Origin of the sequence: Pseudoalteromonas sp. S1609, assembly GCF_005887255.1 — a bacterium.
GTDB lineage: Bacteria > Pseudomonadota > Gammaproteobacteria > Enterobacterales > Alteromonadaceae > Pseudoalteromonas.
This window is the reverse complement of the sequence record NZ_PNDJ01000010.1, coordinates 31,768-52,579: the sequence shown is the minus strand read 5'-3', so window position 1 is coordinate 52,579 and position 20,812 is coordinate 31,768. Positions and strand designations below refer to the sequence as shown.

The window sequence follows — 20,812 nt, the reverse complement described above, 5'->3', positions numbered from 1 at the left end:
ATTAATTTGAGCCTCTTGATTTTGTAAGTATATTATTTATAAGAGTATTCATGCAGCCAAACTTAAAGCAATTACACCAAAGCGCTATCAACAACTTAAACCAAGGCAATATTCAGCCAGCGCATAAAGCACTGGTTGAGCTGGTAACACAAAAACCAGACTTTGCTGATGGCTACTTTTTGCTCGCTATGGTTAATTTACAGGTTGGCCAAATTTACAAAGCGATAAAGCTAATTGAAAAAGCATTAAGCTTTACCCAGTCTATTGAATATACTGCGCAACTTGCCAAGTGCTACGCTCTTACGGGCGACTTACAAAAAGCAAAAAACACCGCCCTCAGCGTTAAGCCTGAACATATTAGTAAAGCACTTGATGCCGATACATTAGGCGTGGCGCTCACCCAAGCGGGTTTACATCAACAAGCAGCTGATTACTTTATATGCGCATTAAGTTTAGCTGAGGCGAGTAATACTCGTCAGCCGCAGTTTTATTATAACTATGGGGTGTGTGCTAAATTTTTAGGCCAGTTTGATAAAGCACAGCAAGCGTTTGAAAATGCCATTGCACTGAACCCGCTTCATCATCAAAGTCATTTTGCCTTAGCCGATTTAACTAAAGTCACCGAACATAATAATCACATCACGCGATTAAAAAATGTATTCGAACAGGTCAATCATCCCGACGCCAAACTGCATATAGGTCATGCGCTCGCTAAAGAATATCAAGACTTAGGAGAGTTTTCAGCAGCCTTTACCGCGTTACAACAAGGTAAAGCAGCAAAACTCGCTAATAAGGCGTTTGATAACCAAGCGTCTGAGGCTTTATTTGCACATATAAAACAGCTCAGTGATAAATACAAAAACCAACAAACAGCTGGCAACCAAAGCAGTGAGCCAATTTTTGTATTAGGCATGCCGCGCTCTGGCACCACATTAGTTGAACGCATTTTATCAAGCCACAGCGACGTACAATCGGCGGGCGAGCTGCAAGACTTTGGCCTAAGTGTAAAAAAACTTAGCCAAACGCACACGCCTCAAGTACTCGATATAGACACCTTAAACCAAGCTTACCAGCTTGATTTTGCAAAACTTGGCAGCACTTACCTTGAAGCAACCCGTGTTGTAACCGGCAGCCATAAACACTTTATTGATAAACTACCGTTTAACTTTTTTTATATCGATTTAATTACCAAAGCACTGCCAAACGCCAAAATAATTTGCCTACTTCGCGACCCCATGGACACCTGCATTGGTAACTATCGTCAGCTATTTACCATTAACAACCCATATTATGCTTACTCGTTAGACTTACTCGACACCGCTAAATTTTACAGCCGCTTTTATAAACTAATGCAGCACTTCAGCAAACTCCACAGCAATATTAAACTAGTAAAATACGAAGAACTCATCGCCGCACCAGAGCAAAAAATAAAAGAGTTAGTGAGCTATTGCGACTTAGACTGGCAACCACAGTGCCTTGATTTTCACTTAAACACCGCACCAGTATCAACTGCCAGCAAAATACAAGTGCGCCAACCGCTTAACAACAACGCCATAGGCCGCTGGAAGAATTTTAAGCCTTATACAGAAGAAATTGAAGATTACTTTTTAAAGCAAAATATCGGTTTTGAGTAAGGGTTTGTGGTTTGAAAGTTGAATGTATGAACTTAGAGTTAGCTTGATTAGTGCCAGAATAGCTCGAATAAGCAATGCGTCGCCCGACAAAGTAAAATACCTTACCAATTATTATCAATTGTAAGTGCTTTGCATACATTATCGCGACAATTTCATTCTATTGTACTTGATGTCTTATCTTCATAATGGCCTCAATTAACCAAGACGTGGAATCGCATTATGAAAAATTTAGCACTTATAATCTCGATACTTATTACTGCACTTGCATTGCAAGCTTGCGGTAGCAGTTCAAAAAAAACAACTGAACCGACAACGACAACGGGTCCAACAACACCTGTAACCCCAGAAGCAATACATCATATTCAACCAGAAAATGTTGCTGAATATATTGATACCTTTAAACGTCAATTTGACGCATTAGAACTGCAAATTGACGGTGTAAATTATGACATCTCATTCGTTGATATAGATCAAGATGATAATCTGATTTTTGCTAAATATGATAAAGGCTTTTTGTTTTTTGGCTTTGATTTTGAAGAGAATGACCCTGTGGCCTTTATCAGGGTAGTAGAGAGTGAACTGGAGGATATTAATGAGGCACTTGCCGATGCTAATAACTATTTCTTTGGCAAGGACATTTCGGTATCACAAGATGATAACGAGAATGCAATATATGAGGGTAGTATTAGCCACCCTGAAAAAGGTGATTTTCCAATAAGAATGACTATTAATGAGTCTTTGATAGAAGGTGGCACTAGTACAGTTGAAGTATCTGGTACTCAAGCTCTGATAAATGGTGATCTTGGCAGTCTAACATATGTACAGATCAGTGATTTAATTAATGACCATCCTGAAGTTGATACCTTGTTGCTTCAGGAAATTAGTGGCTCGGTAAATGATGCTATTAATATGCACACAGGTAGATTGGTACGCAATGCCATGTTAACCACAATGGTTGAAGCAACTTCTGATATTAACTCTGGTGGTGTTGATTTATATGCTGCTGGTTTTAGAAGAGTATATACTGAAGGTGCAAAGCTTGGTGTTCATTCTTGGTGTTGTACAGACGGTAAACCAGCTAATGAACTTGGTAGAGATCATGAAGGTCATGGTGCACAACTTACTTTCTTTCGAGAAATGTTAGGCAATGAGTTGGGTCCAGAGTTTTACTATTTTACTATTGAAGCGGCGCCTCATAATACGGTGCATGTGATGACAAAAGCTGAATTAGATAAATACTTGTTACCATAATTTATGGTATTTGAAGTGACTGAAAAGAGGCATTATTAGTGCCTCTTTTTTATTTTTTTGCTATATTTGTACTAGTAACCTACTAAGTGAGCTATCTATCTTAAATGTCGAATATCCAAACTATTATGCTGGTTGAAGATGATGATAAATTAGCATCTTTACTGCACGACTACCTCTCAAATTTTGGATTCGATGTTGTAGTTGTTCACTCGGGCATTGACGCTGTCGAAAAAATACTTTCTATTCAGCCCTCACTGGTCGTGCTTGATTTAATGCTACCAGGCCTTGATGGTTTATCTGTTTGTCGTGAGGTTAGAAGTCAATTTTCTGGTCGAATATTGATGCTGACTGCTAGTGGTGATGATATGGATCAGGTGGCGGCACTTGAAATCGGAGCCGATGATTTTGTTCAGAAGCCAATTCAGCCACGGGTACTGCTAGCACGAATAAAAAATTTATTACGACGAGATCAAGGCTCTACAGAAGCAACTACATCAGCTGAATTAAATCAAGCAATTCGTTCAGATAAAGAAAAAGCTTTTGGCTCTTTGTGGTTGAATGAATCATTGCAACGCTGCAAATTAAATGATGAATTAGTACCCCTTACCCCATCTGAATTTTTACTGCTATGGCACTTAGTTAAGCATGCAGAACAAGTGTTAAGTCGTGAGGAACTGTTGCAATCGTTGAGAAATATTGAATATGACGGTTTAGATCGCTCGGTTGATAACAAAATAGCCCAAATAAGAAAAAAGCTTAAAGATGATGCTAATCGCCCACAAGGTGTAATAACGGTTAGGGGTAAAGGTTATATGTTTGTTCCTGATTATTGGTAATTGATATTCATACAAACACATACAGAATAAGAGCATATTTCAGGCTAAACTACTTGCATAACATTTAATTGTGCGAACTTTATGACCAGATTATTTATTTCTTTGTATTTAGGGCTATTAGCGACACTCTATATTTTTATGATTGCTGCCCATTTAATTAATACCTATCTCTATGTTGACATAGAAAACATTATAAAAGCTGAAAACTTTGCTGCAGAAATAACATTACTTGAAGAACTTGATAGTCATATAACTTTGCAACACAGACAAGAGCTTATTGATGTTATTGCTGATAAAAACCAAATCATAATCAGCCCGGTTCCATTTGCTAATATTCCCACTCATATTCAAAAGGCATTAGAAAACCAGCCAACATGGTTTGATGACGAAGAGTATGATTACTTCAAAGTCTTTTCACCTGCGCAGTATTACCAAATTGAAGAAGATGAAACACATCATTTGTTAGAAGTTGACGAAGCTGTTGGCGATGCTATTTTCATCGCACTAATTTGTTTTGTTGCTTCGGGGTGTTTTATTTGGTTATTTGGTCTACACCGGAAATTAAAACGTGTTGAGTCTACCCTTGTTGATATTAGCCAAGGTAACTTGACTGCACGCGCGTCGACCAAAAAACGCTTTCAGGTTGGGAGACTTAATACCTGTTTAAATGATATGGCAAAGCAGATGGAAGGCATTTTAGGTAGCCACAAACAGCTTACCCATGTTATTGCTCATGAATTTCGTTCTCCTTTATTTCGTATGCAAATGATCTTGGAAATGCTAGTAACTGCCAAAAACGACAATATGATGGCTCATGTAAAAGGACTGGAGGATGAAATTTTCTGTTTAGAGGATTTAGTGAAGGAACTGTTAAGTTATGCGAAAATGGAAAGAGCAGAGCTTAATCTACAACTTGAAGAAGTTAATATTGCTGATTTTTCACAATATTTACAGGAAAAGTTATTGATTGAATGTAAGGCAAGTCTTCAATGGAATAATCAAATTTGTAATGAAATTAGTGTTTTACTTGATAAGTCGTTAACCGAACGCGCGATTACTAACCTTGTAAAAAATGCAGATAAATATGGTGAATCTGAAGTTTATGTTTGTATGGTTAAAATTGTTGACTCAATAGTCGTTTCTGTTGAAGATAATGGCAAAGGCATTCCACCTCAGCAGCAAGCCAATATTTTTGAACCTTTTTATCAAATCAATGATGGTAATCAGAAAGCTGGTTTTGGGCTTGGATTAGCTATTGTGAGAGAAATTGCGCAGTTGCATGGGGGAAGTGTTGTTGTCAGCGACAGTAAATATGGTGGCGCCAAGTTTGATCTAACTTTGCCAATTAAACACTAGTGAGCTATTGCGACTTAGATTGGCAACCACAGTGCCTTGATTTTCATTTAAGCACCGCACCGGTATCAACCGCCAGCAAAATGCAAGTGCGTCAGCCGCTTAACAACAAGGCTATAGGCCGCTGGAAGAATTTTAAGCCTTATACCAATGAAGCCAAGGAGTACCTTTTAAAGCAAAGTATAACTATTGAGTAAAGAGTTGAGGTACAGGAAGTAACGATCATTTTCTCAACCACTAAATACGGGGAATTTTAAAGTTTGAGATTAGTGTTTAATTTTCACCTAGGTGGGCTGAGCGAAACTCAACGAAAAAGGCTGTCTAAATTAGCATTATCGATAGTCTGTAAATTGGCAGTTGCAGGTAGTCATGAGTCATAATGTCTAAAGTCCGAATCTGCTCTCCTTGGCTTTTTGTATTTTATGGGATACTAAATATGACCCCTCTAATACATGGCACGACTAAAGATCTTAATTCTGAATAAACTTATAACTTTTTTATGTTGTCATAATCACCGCTGTAGAAAGATGTTTCTAATTCTTTGTATTTACCATTGAGCTTTATCTTATTAAGGCCCTCATTAAAAAGCTCAATAAGTTGTTTATTTTTCTTTAATCTTTTAGATAAAATTAAATGGTAGCTTCTTGTTTCAATCACACTCTTGGAGAATGTAATTTTAGCGCGCTCTTTAGCTGTTAGGTTGTTATGAAGATAGTAATTACCCACATGCTTGACCTGTGGTACTGCATCGATTCTATTCATTAAAAGTCTTTTAAAAAGAATGTCATAATTGCCTGCTCGGTCAATTCTAACCAGCCCTTCATTTTCAGCCCGTTCAAATAAAGGGTACACTGTATGACTAGTGCCTCCAATAATTTTCCCCTCTAGCGCCTTAGGTTTGTCCCAACTAAAGGCAGAGTCATTTAAAAAAAAGAGTACTTCCTGATCAGTAACAACACTGTCGGAATAGTAAAAGTTCTTTTCTCTGTCTCTTGTATGAACCCACACAAGACTTCCATGCCATATCTCCCCATTTGGATTTATTCCTCTTTTAGCGTATTGAAATGACCGCTCCCAAGGGAAAAAACCAAAAGTAACATCAATACCCACTGCCGAAAACGCCTCTTTGACTATATGTGATGCGTAGCCATTTTCTGGGAGGTTATTAGATAAGTAAGGCGGCCATTCACCACTGGTTAGGTAGACTAAGTCTTTAGCAACTAGTGCATTAGAAAATAACAATAATACTGAAAAAATGAGACTATTAACTACCATAAAAAATCCTTTTTAACTGCGCATTTACACATCCTCAATGATAAATATAGTATAAAAAGCAAACTATGCGGCACCCCATCGAAAATTTTTTCAAGCCTAGAATCTATATATATAATTTAATTTTTAATTACCATGAGTCACAAATAATTTTGTACTTGAATCTAGTCATTCTCTGTAACGCTATTGAGGCTGAGCGAACAATCAAAATTTACGGCTATTTATAGTCTCTCAACTTTGTTATAAACACTTAAAAGCTCAATTCGTTTGGTCAGGCTTTCTCAATTAGCTATGATAGTTAGGCTCACATGATAAGCTTAAACGATGCTCGCGAATGAGCTCTGATAGGATTATGAGATAAATCGAAAAACACAGTATTGGCAGGCTAAAATCGTGGGTATATCAAGCATCGCTATAGCGCACTTGAGCACACTGCTTTTAATTTCTTTGTAAATCTCAACTGACTCAAAGGGAGCACGCCTATTTGAGCGAGCACGTACTAGGTTAATTCTCTCACCTACACATAGGTTGCGGGGTTAAGTTCTTAAATTAATAAAACTTGTTCTGATTTCTCAACTAGCCTGAATTATATTATCAGGCTTGAAGCATTAAACTTTTCCTAAATAGAAAGCTGTTTTTGAGCAATTTATATAACTGTTTAAGAGATTCGTCTTAAAGCTCTTTCATAGTGTCGCTTTCATCACGTACTCTGCCCAAACGGGTTGATATAATAATTAACACACCACACACTATCCCCAAACCAATAGACTTATTTAATCCCAGTGATCCTAAAACAGGTTTTATCATAAAATAATTAAAAATAACCATAGGTAAGAGCGCAATGAAAAACACTTTTATATTAAAGGTTACTGCAAATGGTTTTTTGCATTGCGGGCACTCTCTTATCTTGCTCCAACTTTGTAGCGCTTTAGAAAAAAATCCAATTTTTTCTTCACAATGAGGACATTTATAAAATTGTGCATTCGCCTCAAAACCATCCTCTACTTCATGACTCGTTGCTGGGTTTTCAAGGCGATTATTTAACTCTTTTTTTAACTCATTTGTTCTTTCAGGATACGCTTCTTGATCGATAGCACGTAATGACTCTTCTAGCTCTGAAATTGAATATTCTGAGTAATTTGGTTCCATACCTGTGTTCTCCTTGTTTAATAAAGCCCACTGGGAAATAGTTTCGTTAAAGTATCGCTCAAGAGGCGCTAGTCGACTGTTTTTTATATAAATAAAATAAATGAAAGGTCGCTATAAAGGGTGCAATAATAATATACATAAAAATAAATTCTTGTGGTTTCATCGTACTAAATTCAGTCGTTGTTAAAACGACAGGACAAAAACTACAACCTAATAACAATCCAAGTTTCACAATAATAGGATGCTTTAATACCGTTAAGTTTTTCATCGTTTTTATTAATGAATGGAGTGACCATAAACCATAAGCACCACCCACCAAAAAATAACCCAAAAAAGGGTTTAATGTAAGTGAAAATACAACCCAACCAAATATACTATAAATCAAATAAAGCAATAACGTAGGTACAAAAGCAAAAGCAGTATAAAGAGATATTAGATTTTGTAGTTGAGAGTTACTCATACGTTTTATAAACATCCAAAACTATGTTAAATAGCAGATAATAGCTGGCTAAAGCATCGTGCGATTGCAATATGTCGCTTTTTCAAAATCACTAATATTCATTGCAATGTTAGAAATTTCAGGAAATAAAGCAACAAGCTTACTAACAATTGCTCGTGAGAGGTTCGCTTTTTGCTCTGTTGTTCTTCCTTGCATTATATGGGCAAACACATGAATAAAGTCTTCATGCTTATTCCCCACAGAGAAAGTATTAAATGGATTTATTCTGACTTTTATATCACCTTCGTCGAATAAACCTGTAGCGTGAGCTACAAAATGAATTTGTCCAATAATGTAGTCCTCATCATGTTCCCCAAAAACACTTTCAGAACAGTCCATTATAAAATGAGGCATATACTCTCCTTGATATTAATTGCTGATGTAAATAGTTTGACCGCATCTTACTTGTGAATAAGGTTCATATTGGTATTTATCTTAAATACATTTTTTCAATACAGCTTATATAAACATTTCGTGAGGATTTAAAAAAAACATTCTTTTCCAACCCTGAGTCTGTGTTGTAGCTAACCAAGGAATTGGAATTATTGATAAGATTGAATAATGAATATGCGGTTGTTTTCCCTGGGCATTACCTGAATCTCCCAAAACACCAATAACTGAGCCAGCCTTAACAACAGTACCCGTTGTAACAGAGTAACTTTCCATATGCGCGTAATAGTGAATACGCCATTTAGGCCCTAATACTGCCACTACATTCCCGCCTTTACGTACTGTGCCCGTATAAATGACTAAGCCTTTGCTAGAAGAAAGTGTGGTAGTCCCTTTTTTACCAAATATATCAATCCCTTTATGGACCACAGAGCTTCCCCATGGCTCATACCAAAAAGTATTATGGTTCCAATCATTGGGTGTTGCACCCTCAACAGGAGTAACAATGTCATCTGGTATGATCATACCTATAAGGAAAACTGCGGTAAGTAGAACGAGTATAAATCTTAATTTTTTCAATGAGCTATCCTTGGCACATATTAACTGAAACACTCCCTGTTAGTGTGTCTGCGTGGGAACTATTCATACAATGGGCTTTAGTTTATAAAGGGAAGATTTTAATGCCCTAACCAGGCCCAAGTTAATGAAATCCGCTGCCCTAGGCCATCCCTGCATTACTCAGCATATTAATTAAGCTGATATTAAACCGAATTAAGCGCGTTAAATCAACACACTAATTTCGACTATAAGTTAAGTTGAAGATGAGCGCCTCAATTAATACAAGGATAGCGTTGCATTCACCAGTTGAACTCACAGCCATGAGCGGACTGTCGTAACCTTAGACTCTTGTTAAGTGCCCTATTGCTCAACATATTTAAAGGTATCAGCACCATCGAAAAACCTAACATTAACAGACTTAAATAGCTCAGGAGTAGCCATTCTGGTGTTGATTGCGACCCTATTTGTACCGTCATCTCTTTTTTGTGTGTAGTGAGTCGTGCAACCACAAAAAGTGCAAGAATGATATGAGCGAACTTTGCTACCCCACAAATAAACAGTAGCCTCTGATTTTACTTTAATATCAACTTGATCGACTGTGTAATAAGCCCAAAGAGCACCCAGCCGGTAACACATTGAACAATTACAACTGGTAATGGATTCGAGTAGCATGTCTGCTGTTATAACGATATTACCGCAATGACAAGTAGCTTTGACCATGTTTCCTCCTTGAACACTTAACGCCACATTAAGCGGCAAAAAATAGTTGGTTAAAATGTTGAACGGAGTGAAAACAACCAACTGTTTTTTGTCCGTTTGAATGCCTTGTTAGCAGTATTATGCGTCGCAAGTTACAGTTTTGCTGGTTTCAATTTCCCTACCGCTATCATCGGTTTCTTTTACGATAATAGTATAAGTTGTTAGCTTAACTTCCTTACCAACTTCATTGACATAGTTATACCTTGAACAAAAATCTGATGTTGCTTTTTCTACCTCAGAATAGTGAGATACAGGTTGAGTTGAACAACCAGTCAAAGTAAATACTAAAGAAAAACCTAATGTGCAGATTACACCTAATTTCATTACATATCCCTGTACTGCTAACAATTTAATAGTGCGCTCATCGCGCATATTTCTGCCGATATAACGCTCATTTACCTACTTTATGTAGTTTTAACAAATTCCCTAAGATATTACTATCACATTGTTTTCTATTATCTTAAAGCAAAGTTAAATGAACCAATATGCGCGCAGCGCTCATTTTCATGAATATATACGCAAAGAGCTGTTTAACCAATCAATTAACGACGATATTTAGCCAATCTCAATGGCTGCTTTTCGCTTTTTACCAAATTTTACTTAAGCGTAGAAGACGTTGTAATCTTGCTAGTTATTTGTGATGACAAACTCGTGGTAGCCTTCTGTTTCAGGAGGATCAACTTTATCAACACGCGCAACGTTTAATTTAGCAAACAAACTATTCCAAAATTTCAACGCTGAACTATCGTTTAAATGAACTGCTACATGCCACTGATTTGTTTCAACAGGCATCAAGTTTTGAATAACAAATTTGGCAATGCCTTGTTTTCGATATTTGGGTAGAATAAAAATATCAGCCAACTCAGGTATTTCTTTGCCAACGATCTCAGTTGGTTCTACGGTAGCAAAACCAGCAATTTGGTTAGAAACGAGTACAAGATAAATAATGCAGTCTTCCTCACCACGCACTACACATTCTAAATATTCTTCATCAATATCATAGCAACCATCTAAACCAACATCTTCTAAGTCAAATATACTCTGATGATATTGGTAAAACTGCCACAGCATTTTTATTGCAGCGATATCGGTTGATTCAGCTTTTCGTATTGTAGTGTCCATTTTATACCTATTTCCTTATGTGTGGTCCGACATTAGCTTTCACTAAAGAGGTGAAGATTCGCTAATAGTTATCTTTAAAAAACATCATGTTATTAAACGATAACTACTCAAAAATAACAACAAAAAAACTTTTAAGAATAGATTGAAAAAACCGCCAACAAGCTGATAGTCAAGCGAGCAAAACTTCACGTCACACAGAAAAACTCTGACTAACAGCTTCTCGCTCTTTGTCTAACTTCGCAAAAGTGTCAACTTTAGTTATTCAGGACTCTCTCGTTTATGCTTAAAAAGTTGTCGAAAATACGACAAGGTGGGCTTTGTACGATATCACAATAACCTGGTCAAAAAGGTTAGCAAGCAAACACAAGGGAATGGACGATGTGCATATTTTATTCAGGCGCTAAAATGTAGAAATACCATTGTTAATTTAATAAGATAGGCTACACAAATTTAGAACCTTAGTTTCTGTTAGCTTAAATTATTGAGTCGACCGTCACTCTTACCTCTGCGATCGAAGATGATATTTAAATTTACCAAAAACTGGCTCTCTCCGAATTTTGTTATGGTTGTTTTGTTCTCAATAATATCCATGATCTCTACCTATTACTTACATGACTCTGAGTCTGTAAAGATAAAGGCTGCTTTGTTTGTTTCTCCTTTTTTCTATTTAACAGGGCTCTATTACTTTTTGCATTTATTAACAACTCCCAATGAAATTACTTTAGGCAACAACAGTATCGAAATTGATGGGAAGGTTTATTCGTTAGGCTTAAATACTAAGTGTCGTGTTTTATTTAATAAAGCATCACAAGCTGAATTCGAAATAACTATAAATAATAAAAAGACCGTCACAACGTCTTTTTTTTATACATGTGATTTTAATGAGGAAGAATTTATCAACTATTACACTGATAATGAAAATGTGTTTGCAGACTCAATGGCATTTAATTAATGGATAGTATCAAGCTGCTTTTAGTTAAATGCACACCTGTCGGTTACCGTTGATAGTACTAATGGAACTAGATTAGATTTTGCTGTGACGAGCTAAATCCATCCTTATGTGACTCATACCTATATGCTAAGTTTTGATCTAATAGTCAAAACTCAGCACATAAATTAAGGATTATTGCTCGTCGGCGTCGCGAATGCGTTCTTTACGTTCTTGCTCTTCATCAAAGGCGGCTTGAATTTCGTCAAGTACTGAGTCTACATCTGCCGCTTCGCTGTCGTCTTCAAATTCGCCACTGAGTTTTGAGTGCGGGGTTAAGTTAGCATCAGCAAACAGTGCCCACATTTCTTTGGCGTATTGCGTGTGTAATAAGGCAGGTGCAAATTGGCCATAATAACGGCGCATATTATTAACGTCGCGGGCAAACATGGCTTCGGCGCTATTATTAGCAGAGGCGTTAACCGCTTGAGGTAAATCAATAATTACCGGGCCGTTACTATCTACAAGTACGTTAAATTCAGATAAGTCACCGTGAATAATCCCTGCGCACAGCATAAGCTTGATGTAATGCATCATTAATGTATGTTGCTCAATGGCTTGTTGTTCAGTTAAATCAACCGCGCCAAGTTGTGGTGCAACATCGCCTTCATCATCGCTTACAAGTTCCATTAGCAATACACCGTCAATGCAGCCGTAAGTTTGCGGTACCCGAACACCTGCTGAGGATAAACGCGACAGCGCGTCAACCTCGGCATTTTGCCAAATTTCTTCTTCTAATTGGCGGCCATAGCTTGAACGTTTACCCATAGCACGGGCTTGGCGGCCACCTCGTACTTTTCGCCCTTCTTGATACTGTGCTGCCTTTTTAAAACTGCGCTTACTGGCCTCTTTATAAACCTTAGCGCAGCGAATGTCATCGCCACAGGCGACCACAAATACATCGGCCTCTTTACCGCTCATTAAACGGCTGATCACTTCATCAATAAAACCATCATCAACTAATGGCTGTAGGCGTTTAGGTATTTTCAAACGACACCTTCTAAAAATACAGAGTTGGCTTTTTGTTTTGCTATGTGGTTCAAACGAGGCATACCTTTGGGGATTGAAGAAAATTATAAATTATTAGTAAACTTTAAAGTTACATTTAATGACTAAATTACGCAGCTAGAATAAGCGACTACACAGAAAAAGCCAACCGCCTTTTTTGCTTTTTAAGTATTATTGAGCCCATATTTAATTAAAACAGCATAAAAATGCTAACAAATAAAAAAAACAATAAATACATAACTAAAATTGTTAACTTATTCCAACCTAACCAAACTTCTACCTACATCATTTAACTCCCCGCAATACGCTTCAGTCAATTAATATTATTGTCTTTGGTTAAAGTTTATACTAGCAGTTTTTCTGTTATGTAAATGCAAAACTAGCATATAGCTAAGCGTTCATTCAGTAAGACTGCATTATTATTAATACTTTATAGAACATTAATAAACACAGGATTATTACACAGGAGTATATATTACATGGCAACCACACCTAAAAAGTCACATGAGGTTAATAATGTACAATCGGCCTTATTAAACCCAGATCACAGCATTCAAGTAAGAGGCGCACGTGTTCATAACTTAAAAGATGTGGATGTAAACCTGCCTCGTAATTCACTTGTGGTGTTTACCGGTATATCGGGCTCGGGTAAATCATCGCTCGCCTTTGGGACATTATTTGCCGAATCGCAACATCGTTATCTTGACTCAGTTTCGCCTTATGCACGCAGGTTAATCGATCAGGTAGACGAGCCTGATGTAGATTCGATTGAAGGGCTGCCACCAGCGGTAGCATTACAACAGCAGCGTGGTGCACCCTCGGTACGTTCATCGGTGGGTAGTGTAACCACTATATCTAACGCGCTGCGAATGCTCTACTCACGCGCAGGCGAATACACCAAAGGGCAAGGCATACTTTACGCCGATGCGTTTTCGCCCAATACGCCACAAGGCGCCTGCCCAGAGTGCCATGGTATTGGCCGCGTTTTTAACGTCACCGAAGAGTTACTAGTGCCCGATCCCACTAAATCAATTAAAGAGCGCGCCATTGCAGCATGGCCGCCGGCTTGGCAAGGTAAAAACCTAAGCCGTATTCTTACTTCTTTAGGCTACGATATTAATAAACCGTGGAATACCCTGCCTAAAAAAGCCCGTGATTGGATTTTATTTACCGACGAAACACCTACAGTGCCCGTGTTTCCTGAGTACACACTTGAGCAAACACAAGCGGCAATTAAAAATGAAGAAAGCCCTAGCTATATGGGTACATTTACAAGTGCTAAACGTTTTGTTTTACAGTCGTTTACGAGCACTCAAAGCCCACGTACTAAAAAGCGCGTATCGCAGTATATGCAAATATCACAGTGCCCGCAGTGCGAAGGAAAAAAACTCAAAAAAGAGTCGTTATCGGTTAAAGTAGCTGGCCTTGATATAGGCGAAATTTCGCAGCTAACACTCAATGAGCTGGCAGATAAGCTAAGGTTTGCTGCTAGTAACCCCGCTAAAAGTAACGCTGCAAACCCCGAAAAAGCCATAGTTGCAAAGCGTATAGCAGGCGACATTCTTAAACGCGTTGAAGCACTCACCAAACTTGGTTTAGGGTATTTATCGCTTGAACGCACCACCCCATCGTTATCGCCTGGTGAATTACAACGCTTAAGGCTTGCAACGCAAATTCGATCAAAATTATTTGGTGTAGTGTATGTGTTAGATGAACCCTCAGCAGGTTTACACCCTGCCGATACACAAGCCTTATTAGCCGCACTAGATGAGCTAATTGCCGCTGGTAACTCAGTGTTTGTGGTTGAGCACGACGTAAGTGTTATTCGCCATGCCGATTGGGTGGTTGATGTAGGACCAAATGCGGGCTCCCGTGGCGGTAATATTGTTTATAGCGGCCCTGTTGCAGGCTTAAAGCAAATTAGTAACTCACACACGAGCCAGTATTTATTTAAAAATGACGAATCTCAGCAAGCTCAAATACAAAGTAAACAACGCCCAGCAAAAGCATGGCTAACGCTTAAAAATGTTGAGCGTAATAACTTACAAAAACTTAATGTAGAATTTCCGCTTGGGGTTATTACAAGTGTTACAGGGGTATCAGGCTCAGGTAAATCAAGCTTAGTAAGCCAAGCGCTTGTTGAATTGGTTTACGATGCACTAGGGCAAAAATCGCAGCCACAAATACCTACAGATGAAGCCGAGCTACTCGAGCAAGAGCTCGATATAACAACTGGCGGGCAAATAACTCACGGCATTGAACACATAAAGCGCCTGGTAACGGTTGATCAAAAAGCCATTGGCCGCACACCTCGTTCAAACCTTGCAACTTATACGGGCTTATTTGATCACGTACGTAAACTGTTTGCCAATACCAAAGAGGCAAAAGCGCGTAAGTACGATGCCGGTCGCTTTTCGTTTAACGTTAAAAAGGGTCGATGCGAAAATTGCGAAGGCGTAGGCTTTGTAAGCGTGGAGCTGTTATTTTTGCCTAGCGTGTATTCGCCTTGCCCTGTATGCAACGCCAAGCGTTACAACCAAAAAACACTCGACATTACCTATAAAGATAAAACTATTGCTGATGTACTTAATTTAACCGTTGAATCAGCGCATACATTTTTTGCCGACGAACCTATTATTTTGCGCGCGCTAAATGCGCTGCTACAAGTAGGTCTTGGCTATTTACGTCTAGGCCAACCTGCTACTGAGCTTTCGGGCGGTGAAGCCCAGCGCATTAAACTTGCTACCGAGTTACAGCGTACACAGCGCGGCGATACGCTTTATATTTTAGATGAGCCAACCACTGGCCTGCACCCTAAAGATGTAGCTATGCTAATGGCGCAGTTAAGTGGCTTAGTTGATGCGGGCAACACCGTCATTATGGTTGAGCACGATATGCAAGTTGCCAGTAACAGTGATTGGGTTATTGATATTGGCCCAGGAGCCGGCGACGAAGGCGGGATAATAGTTGCACAAGGTAAACCAAACGAGGTTGCGCAATCTACAAAAAGCCGTACTGCGCCGTTTTTAAAAGCGCTGTAAAGTCAAGCATACTCAGATTAAAAGGTTAGCGGTTTTGTATGCTCAAAATAAAAAAGAGCCTCGGGCTCTTTTTTAACCCAAAGCTAACCAACCTCCCACTAGCACCATTAAACTCCCCGCAATACGATTCATCCACTTAATATTATTGCCTTTGGTTAAAAATAGCCGCAGGCTTTTGCCACCTGTTGCGTAAATCATCATACAGATAAACTCTGAGAGTAAAATAATAGCCACCAGCACCGCTAACTGTGGCGCAACATTGTATTGTACGTTAATAAAAGGAGGTAATAAGGAAATCATAAACGCCCATCCCTTAGGGTTGGCAATGGCGGTTACAAACCCCTGCGAAAATAATGAATATCGGCTCACGGCTGTTGTGTTATGCGTATCAACCGACATCTTTCCTTTCGCACGCCACATATTAATGCCAATGTAGATTAAATAAGCGCCACCTAGCCATTTTAAAATATCAAATGCACTGGGGTAATTAAGCATAACGCTGGCTACACCAAGCACCGCGGCTACCGCAACGCTAGCGACACCTAATAGCTCGCCAATCATCATCCATAAAGTTCGGCGCACGCCTATACTCATGCCTAAAGTCATGGCCAGTGTCATACACATACCAGGAGTAATAGACACAAAAAAGAACGTAGGAACAAATACCGCAAGTGCAGCTACATCAATCATTTAAAGCTCGCAATAGGTTAAAAAAGTAGTGTTAATTTTGAATGAAAGGGTAAAGGAAAAAAGCCAAAGGTGAAATAGCTTCCGATAAATTAGAAGTAACAGCATCGAGAGTCGGGCTAAGAGCACCGAACTTAGCTCGATGCTCTTAGCCCGAGACCCGTAGCTCGAAAGCCCTATTTTTTGCTAAGTGCCGTGAGATTAAGAGTGGATCTTCTTGATCTCACGGCATAATACACTATTGAATCGGTTGTTCTTCCATATCAACTGGTTCAACGTTATCACTTAGCAAGTACTTATTAAGCCACTGCTCTTGCTCCCACAGTACATGTAATAAGCTTTTACGGGCACGGTAGCCATGAGCTTCGTAAGGAAGCATCACTAAACGCGCTTCTTTACCCAAGCCTTTAAGCGCTGCGTACATACGCTCACTTTGCATTGGGAAAGTTCCCGAATTAGGATCCTCTTGACCGTGGATCATTAACATAGGTTCGTTAATCTTCTCAGCATGGAAAAACGGCGACATGTTTGCGTACACACTTTGTGCTTGCCAAAAATCACGTTCTTCACCCTGAAAACCAAACGGCGTTAATGTGCGGTTATACGCACCACTTCGGGCAATACCAGCCTTAAATAAGTCGCTATGCGCTAATAAGTTAGCCACCATGAATGCACCGTAAGAGTGCCCTGCAATGGCGATATTATCTTTATCAGCAATACCCTTTTCAACCATTACATCAACCGCTGCTTTGGCGCTAGAAACCAACTGTTTTCTGAAGTGATCATTTGGCTCACTGCCATCAACACCTACAATCGGCATTTTAGGATCGTCAAATACTGCAATCCCTTTAGCTAAATAAGGCATTGGGCCCCAATAACCTATATAGGTAAATTCGTATTCTGATTCACGCACTTGTGAAGCAACCGCTTTATCTTTATATTCAAGTGGATATGCCCACATCAGAACAGGTAAAGGCCCTTGTGTTTTGTCATACCCTGGCGGTAAATAAAGCGTACCTGAAAGCTCAACACCGTCATCGCGGGTATAACGTAATTGTTCTTTAGTCACCCCTTTAAATGCAGGATACGGATGCTCAAATTGGGTCAGTTGCGTTAAGCTATCTTTATCTAAATCACGAATAAAAAAGTTAGGCTGCTGCGTTTTAGATTCACGAATAGTAATAATACGCTTACCTTCATCGTCTAATAAAGCACGCACTCGCTCGTAGTAAGGTGCAGCAGATTGCCAAATTCGTTTAGAGCTGTTTGTTTTTACATCGTATTGATCTAAAAATGGAATATTTCCTTGCTCAGATGCTCCATTACCACGAAGGTAAATGTAACGTCCACCAACGACTTTTATAACACGTGTTCCTAAGTCGTTACGCTCATATATGGCACTACCAGGGTCTTTGTAAGCATCATTGTAACTGCGCTCTGAAAATAGCACACGATTGCTATCAGCATTACGTGGCTGAATAACATAAGTACGCACTTGTCTGTCACTAAAGCGCCAATCACTTAGCATGGCAATGCTGTCATTACCCCACTCTATACCTGCATAACGGCGCTCTACTTTTGCAAACAACTTTGGTTCGCGTTTAAACGGTGCACGTAAACTATAAAGGTAATCATGATGCTCAACCTCAGTTTTCATATCGCCGCCATCTTGCGCTTCGGCCCAAATAACCTCCGCACCCTGATCGGCTCGCCACTCAAAATCACGACGACCAGTGCGAACACTGTCATACCCTTGTGGAATGTTGTCGGCAAGGGGTTGCTTTGCCAGCTCGACTAATGCATATCCACGCATTCCCCATATTTGCCATGTAGTTGCAAAACGGCTGTAAGGAACTTGATACGAAAATGGCTCGTCGATGGTCGCGACTAAAATATTGGTTGAATCAGGCGAAATTGAAAACGATTTAAATAAGCCAGCACGACCAATTTGCTGAGCTTTACCATCAAGCGTTATATATGCTAATTGCCCTTGGCCATAAAACTTAAACTGTGCTTCATCAAACGGGCTGGTTAATAAATTTTGATAAGTACGCGCTGGCGCTTTTTCACCGCTACTTTGTTGAATAACTGGTACCGTACTTTGGGTATCATTGGTTAATCTGGGTTTGTCTAAGTTAACCGCTAAATTAGCCACAATCGCTGTGCTATCGGGTAACCACTGATAAGGTGTAGCAGTTAATACTGAATTAAGTGCAAGCTCATTTAACTGCTTTGCTTGCTTGGTTTTAACGCTATAAACCCAAAGCCGTGCGTTATCCGATTGTTCAACAATAAACGCTAAATACTCGCTATTTGCTGACCAGCGAGGGGAGCGAATAATCCCCTGTGGCAAATTATTCACGTTAACCACAGTACCACTTTCTACATGCTTAAGTTCTAACGCACTGTATTTGGCACTTACCCGTGAGCGTGAAAAGTTAGCTGGGTTGAGCTTTATTCCCGCAAGCTTAAATTCTTCTTTTGCCAGCTCATCTATTGATACAACACGCTTTCGTTCAAACAAAGCAAGCCACTGGCCATCATTTGATAAAGAGCTAGTAGGGGCTAACTTAGCATCTACGAGTGTAGCAAGCGCAGGTGAAGGAGTTTGATATCCTTGCTCTGCATAACTTGCAGGCAATAAAACAATGCAGCCTACCAAGGCAATTAATAGCCTAAAAGCATTCATGTTTTTATCCTTTTTATTTTTGAATATTACCGGATATATAAACACGTTTTGCACCATTCATAAAGTGTTAAGCTAAGTAATGACTTAAGTAGCCTGAATACGCTAAAATACACGCCTATTTACTCAACGCTAAAATTGGTTGTTTATGTCCATTAATTTGCAGCATTTTAGTTTTTCGAAATCATACTCTGCTTTTTAAATACCGTTACAGCTTTTAAAAATATACCACTGTGTTTGAGTCTGTTTTTCCATCAAATAATTAGAGAATCTAGCCAATGAAAAAAGTGCTGGTAATTGGCTATGTATGGCCAGAGCCCAATTCATCTGCTGCAGGTACGCACATGATGTCGTTACTAAATGCGTTTAGGGCGCAAAACTGGGATGTTGAGTTCGCCACGCCCGCACTGCCTACCGAACACATGGTTGACCTTGCCGACTTTGGTATAACCAGCCAAAGCATCGCTCTTAACTGCGATAGTTTTGATGACTATGTTAAAGCTTACAACCCCGATTTAGTGATGTTCGATCGTTTTATGATGGAAGAACAATTTGGTTGGCGCGTAGATAAGCATTGTCCTAATGCGCTTAAAATTTTAGATACCGAAGATTTGCAGTGCCTGCGTAATGCTCGCCATGAGGCGCATAAAGCTGAGCGTGAATTTAACCATAACGATTTACTATCAGACATAGCTAAACGTGAAATAGCCGCTATTTTACGCTGTGATCTCAGCTTAATTATCTCAAGCTATGAGATGGAACTACTCAATGAAGTGTTTAAAGTTGAGCCTAGTGTGTTACATCACTTACCATTTATGGTTGATTTAAGTGCCTTACCTGAGCAAACTAAATCGTATGAACAACGCCAACACTTTATGACCATTGGCAATTTCCGACATGCCCCAAACTGGGATGCGGTACTCTATTTACAAAAAATTTGGCCGCTTATCCGCAAACAACTACCGCAGGCAGAATTGCATATTTATGGTTCCTACCCACCGCCAAAAGCCACCGCGCTTAATAATCCTAAAACCGGCTTTTTAATTAAAGGTTGGGCCGATGATGCGTATGAAGTAATGCAAAGTGCGCGGATTTGCTTAGCTCCTTTGCGTTTTGGGGCAGGTATTAAAGGTAAACTTTTAGAAGCCATGATCATGCAAACCCCAAGCATCACCACGCCTATTGGCAGCGAAGGTATGCACAGCACGCTACCTTGGCCAGGTGTGGTAACAGCAGATGCGCAAGCTTTTGCAGATGCCGCAGTCTCTTTATACAACAACGAGGCTAAATTTAGTGAAGCACAAGCCGCTGGCGGCCTTCTGCTTAATACTCTGTATGACAAAGTGCAGTTAAGTGCTCAATTAATTGAAAAAATCGACTCAATAAGCAGTAATTTAGATGCTCACAGGATGAAAAATTTCACGGGTCAAATGCTCAAACACCATACCATGCGCAGTACACAATATATGTCGCAGTGGATAGCAGAAAAAAATAAAAAATAACTTTAAAAATCACTAGACAGGCGGCGATTTGTGTTTAAAATCGCCGCAAATAAACTTGGGCAATTTTAGCATTATTG

The 20,812-nt window shown here is 39.3% G+C and carries 18 protein-coding genes and 1 pseudogene; 8 read left to right on the top strand and 11 right to left on the bottom strand.

The annotated features are described in order from the left end of the window. Positions 1–50 precede the first annotated feature (50 nt). The 5 genes and pseudogenes from CWB76_RS03725 to CWB76_RS20260 form a co-directional block, all read left to right on the top strand. Positions 51–1,634: a tetratricopeptide repeat-containing sulfotransferase family protein gene (locus CWB76_RS03725; RefSeq protein ID WP_138605543.1), complete on the top strand. Its 1,584-nt coding sequence runs from the start codon at positions 51–53 to the stop codon at positions 1,632–1,634. Positions 1,635–1,853: 219 nt separating this feature from the next. Continuing rightward, the gene (locus tag CWB76_RS03720) at positions 1,854–2,885 is read left to right on the top strand and encodes a hypothetical protein (protein ID WP_138605541.1); all 1,032 of its coding nucleotides are present in this window, start codon (positions 1,854–1,856) and stop codon (positions 2,883–2,885) included. A 104-nt stretch (positions 2,886–2,989) separates the two neighbouring features. After that, the gene (locus CWB76_RS03715) at positions 2,990–3,721 is read left to right on the top strand and encodes a response regulator (protein WP_138605539.1); all 732 of its coding nucleotides are present in this window, start codon (positions 2,990–2,992) and stop codon (positions 3,719–3,721) included. 81 nt (positions 3,722–3,802) lie between these two features. Then, entirely contained in the window at positions 3,803–5,077 is a 1,275-nt protein-coding gene (locus tag CWB76_RS20475) for an ATP-binding protein (protein WP_138605537.1), read from the top strand. Beyond that, a pseudogene (locus CWB76_RS20260) lies at positions 5,074–5,271 on the top strand (tetratricopeptide repeat-containing sulfotransferase family protein); the annotation flags it as partial. The gene CWB76_RS20475 and the pseudogene CWB76_RS20260, both read left to right, overlap by 4 nt. A 289-nt stretch (positions 5,272–5,560) precedes the next feature. On the opposite strand, the gene CWB76_RS03705 reads toward CWB76_RS20260, so the two are convergent. The 8 genes from CWB76_RS03705 to CWB76_RS03670 all read right to left on the bottom strand — a co-directional run bounded on the left by CWB76_RS03705 (position 5,561) and on the right by CWB76_RS03670 (position 10,823). After that, positions 5,561–6,349: a substrate-binding periplasmic protein gene (locus CWB76_RS03705; protein WP_138605535.1), complete on the bottom strand. Its 789-nt coding sequence runs from the start codon at positions 6,347–6,349 to the stop codon at positions 5,561–5,563. A 669-nt stretch (positions 6,350–7,018) separates the two neighbouring features. Further along, positions 7,019–7,495 (bottom strand): hypothetical protein, encoded by a 477-nt coding sequence (locus CWB76_RS03700; RefSeq protein ID WP_138605533.1) that lies wholly within the window; start codon positions 7,493–7,495, stop codon positions 7,019–7,021. A 58-nt stretch (positions 7,496–7,553) separates the two neighbouring features. Then, positions 7,554–7,955, bottom strand: a complete 402-nt coding sequence (locus CWB76_RS03695) for a hypothetical protein (protein ID WP_138605532.1) — start codon at positions 7,953–7,955, stop codon at positions 7,554–7,556. Positions 7,956–8,003: 48 nt separating this feature from the next. Further along, complete coding sequence (locus tag CWB76_RS03690; RefSeq protein WP_138605530.1) at positions 8,004–8,348, bottom strand: 5-carboxymethyl-2-hydroxymuconate Delta-isomerase; 345 nt, start codon at positions 8,346–8,348, stop codon at positions 8,004–8,006. 105 nt (positions 8,349–8,453) lie between these two features. Continuing rightward, complete coding sequence (locus tag CWB76_RS03685) at positions 8,454–8,963, bottom strand: M23 family metallopeptidase (RefSeq protein WP_138605528.1); 510 nt, start codon at positions 8,961–8,963, stop codon at positions 8,454–8,456. A gap of 339 nt (positions 8,964–9,302) precedes the next feature. After that, a complete protein-coding gene (locus CWB76_RS03680; RefSeq protein ID WP_138605526.1) occupies positions 9,303–9,662 on the bottom strand; it encodes a GFA family protein in 360 nt (119 codons plus the stop codon). Between the two features lie 117 nt (positions 9,663–9,779). Further along, a complete protein-coding gene (locus CWB76_RS03675; RefSeq protein WP_138605525.1) occupies positions 9,780–10,025 on the bottom strand; it encodes a hypothetical protein in 246 nt (81 codons plus the stop codon). A gap of 303 nt (positions 10,026–10,328) precedes the next feature. Continuing rightward, positions 10,329–10,823 (bottom strand): GNAT family N-acetyltransferase, encoded by a 495-nt coding sequence (locus CWB76_RS03670; protein WP_138605523.1) that lies wholly within the window; start codon positions 10,821–10,823, stop codon positions 10,329–10,331. Between the two features lie 589 nt (positions 10,824–11,412). On the opposite strand from CWB76_RS03670, the gene CWB76_RS03665 reads away from it, so the two are divergent. After that, positions 11,413–11,775: a hypothetical protein gene (locus CWB76_RS03665; protein WP_138605521.1), complete on the top strand. Its 363-nt coding sequence runs from the start codon at positions 11,413–11,415 to the stop codon at positions 11,773–11,775. A gap of 171 nt (positions 11,776–11,946) precedes the next feature. On the opposite strand, the gene CWB76_RS03660 is transcribed toward CWB76_RS03665, so the two are convergent. Further along, entirely contained in the window at positions 11,947–12,801 is an 855-nt protein-coding gene (locus tag CWB76_RS03660; protein WP_008109146.1) for a PA4780 family RIO1-like protein kinase, read from the bottom strand. Between the two features lie 497 nt (positions 12,802–13,298). Between CWB76_RS03660 and uvrA the strand changes: the two genes are divergently transcribed. Then, a complete protein-coding gene (gene uvrA, locus CWB76_RS03655) occupies positions 13,299–15,860 on the top strand; it encodes an excinuclease ABC subunit UvrA (RefSeq protein ID WP_138605519.1) in 2,562 nt (853 codons plus the stop codon). 72 nt (positions 15,861–15,932) lie between these two features. On the opposite strand, the gene CWB76_RS03650 is transcribed toward uvrA, so the two are convergent. Together CWB76_RS03650 and CWB76_RS03645 are read right to left on the bottom strand one after the other, a co-directional pair. After that, on the bottom strand, positions 15,933–16,550 hold the full coding sequence (locus CWB76_RS03650) for a LysE family translocator (RefSeq protein WP_138605517.1): 618 nt from the start codon (positions 16,548–16,550) through the stop codon (positions 15,933–15,935). 235 nt (positions 16,551–16,785) lie between these two features. Further along, the gene (locus CWB76_RS03645; RefSeq protein WP_138605515.1) at positions 16,786–19,236 is read right to left on the bottom strand and encodes a S9 family peptidase; all 2,451 of its coding nucleotides are present in this window, start codon (positions 19,234–19,236) and stop codon (positions 16,786–16,788) included. Positions 19,237–19,511: 275 nt separating this feature from the next. Here CWB76_RS03645 and CWB76_RS03640 point away from each other — a divergent pair, with 275 nt between their 5' ends. Beyond that, positions 19,512–20,735, top strand: a complete 1,224-nt coding sequence (locus CWB76_RS03640; protein WP_138605513.1) for a glycosyltransferase — start codon at positions 19,512–19,514, stop codon at positions 20,733–20,735. Positions 20,736–20,812: the final 77 nt, after the last annotated feature.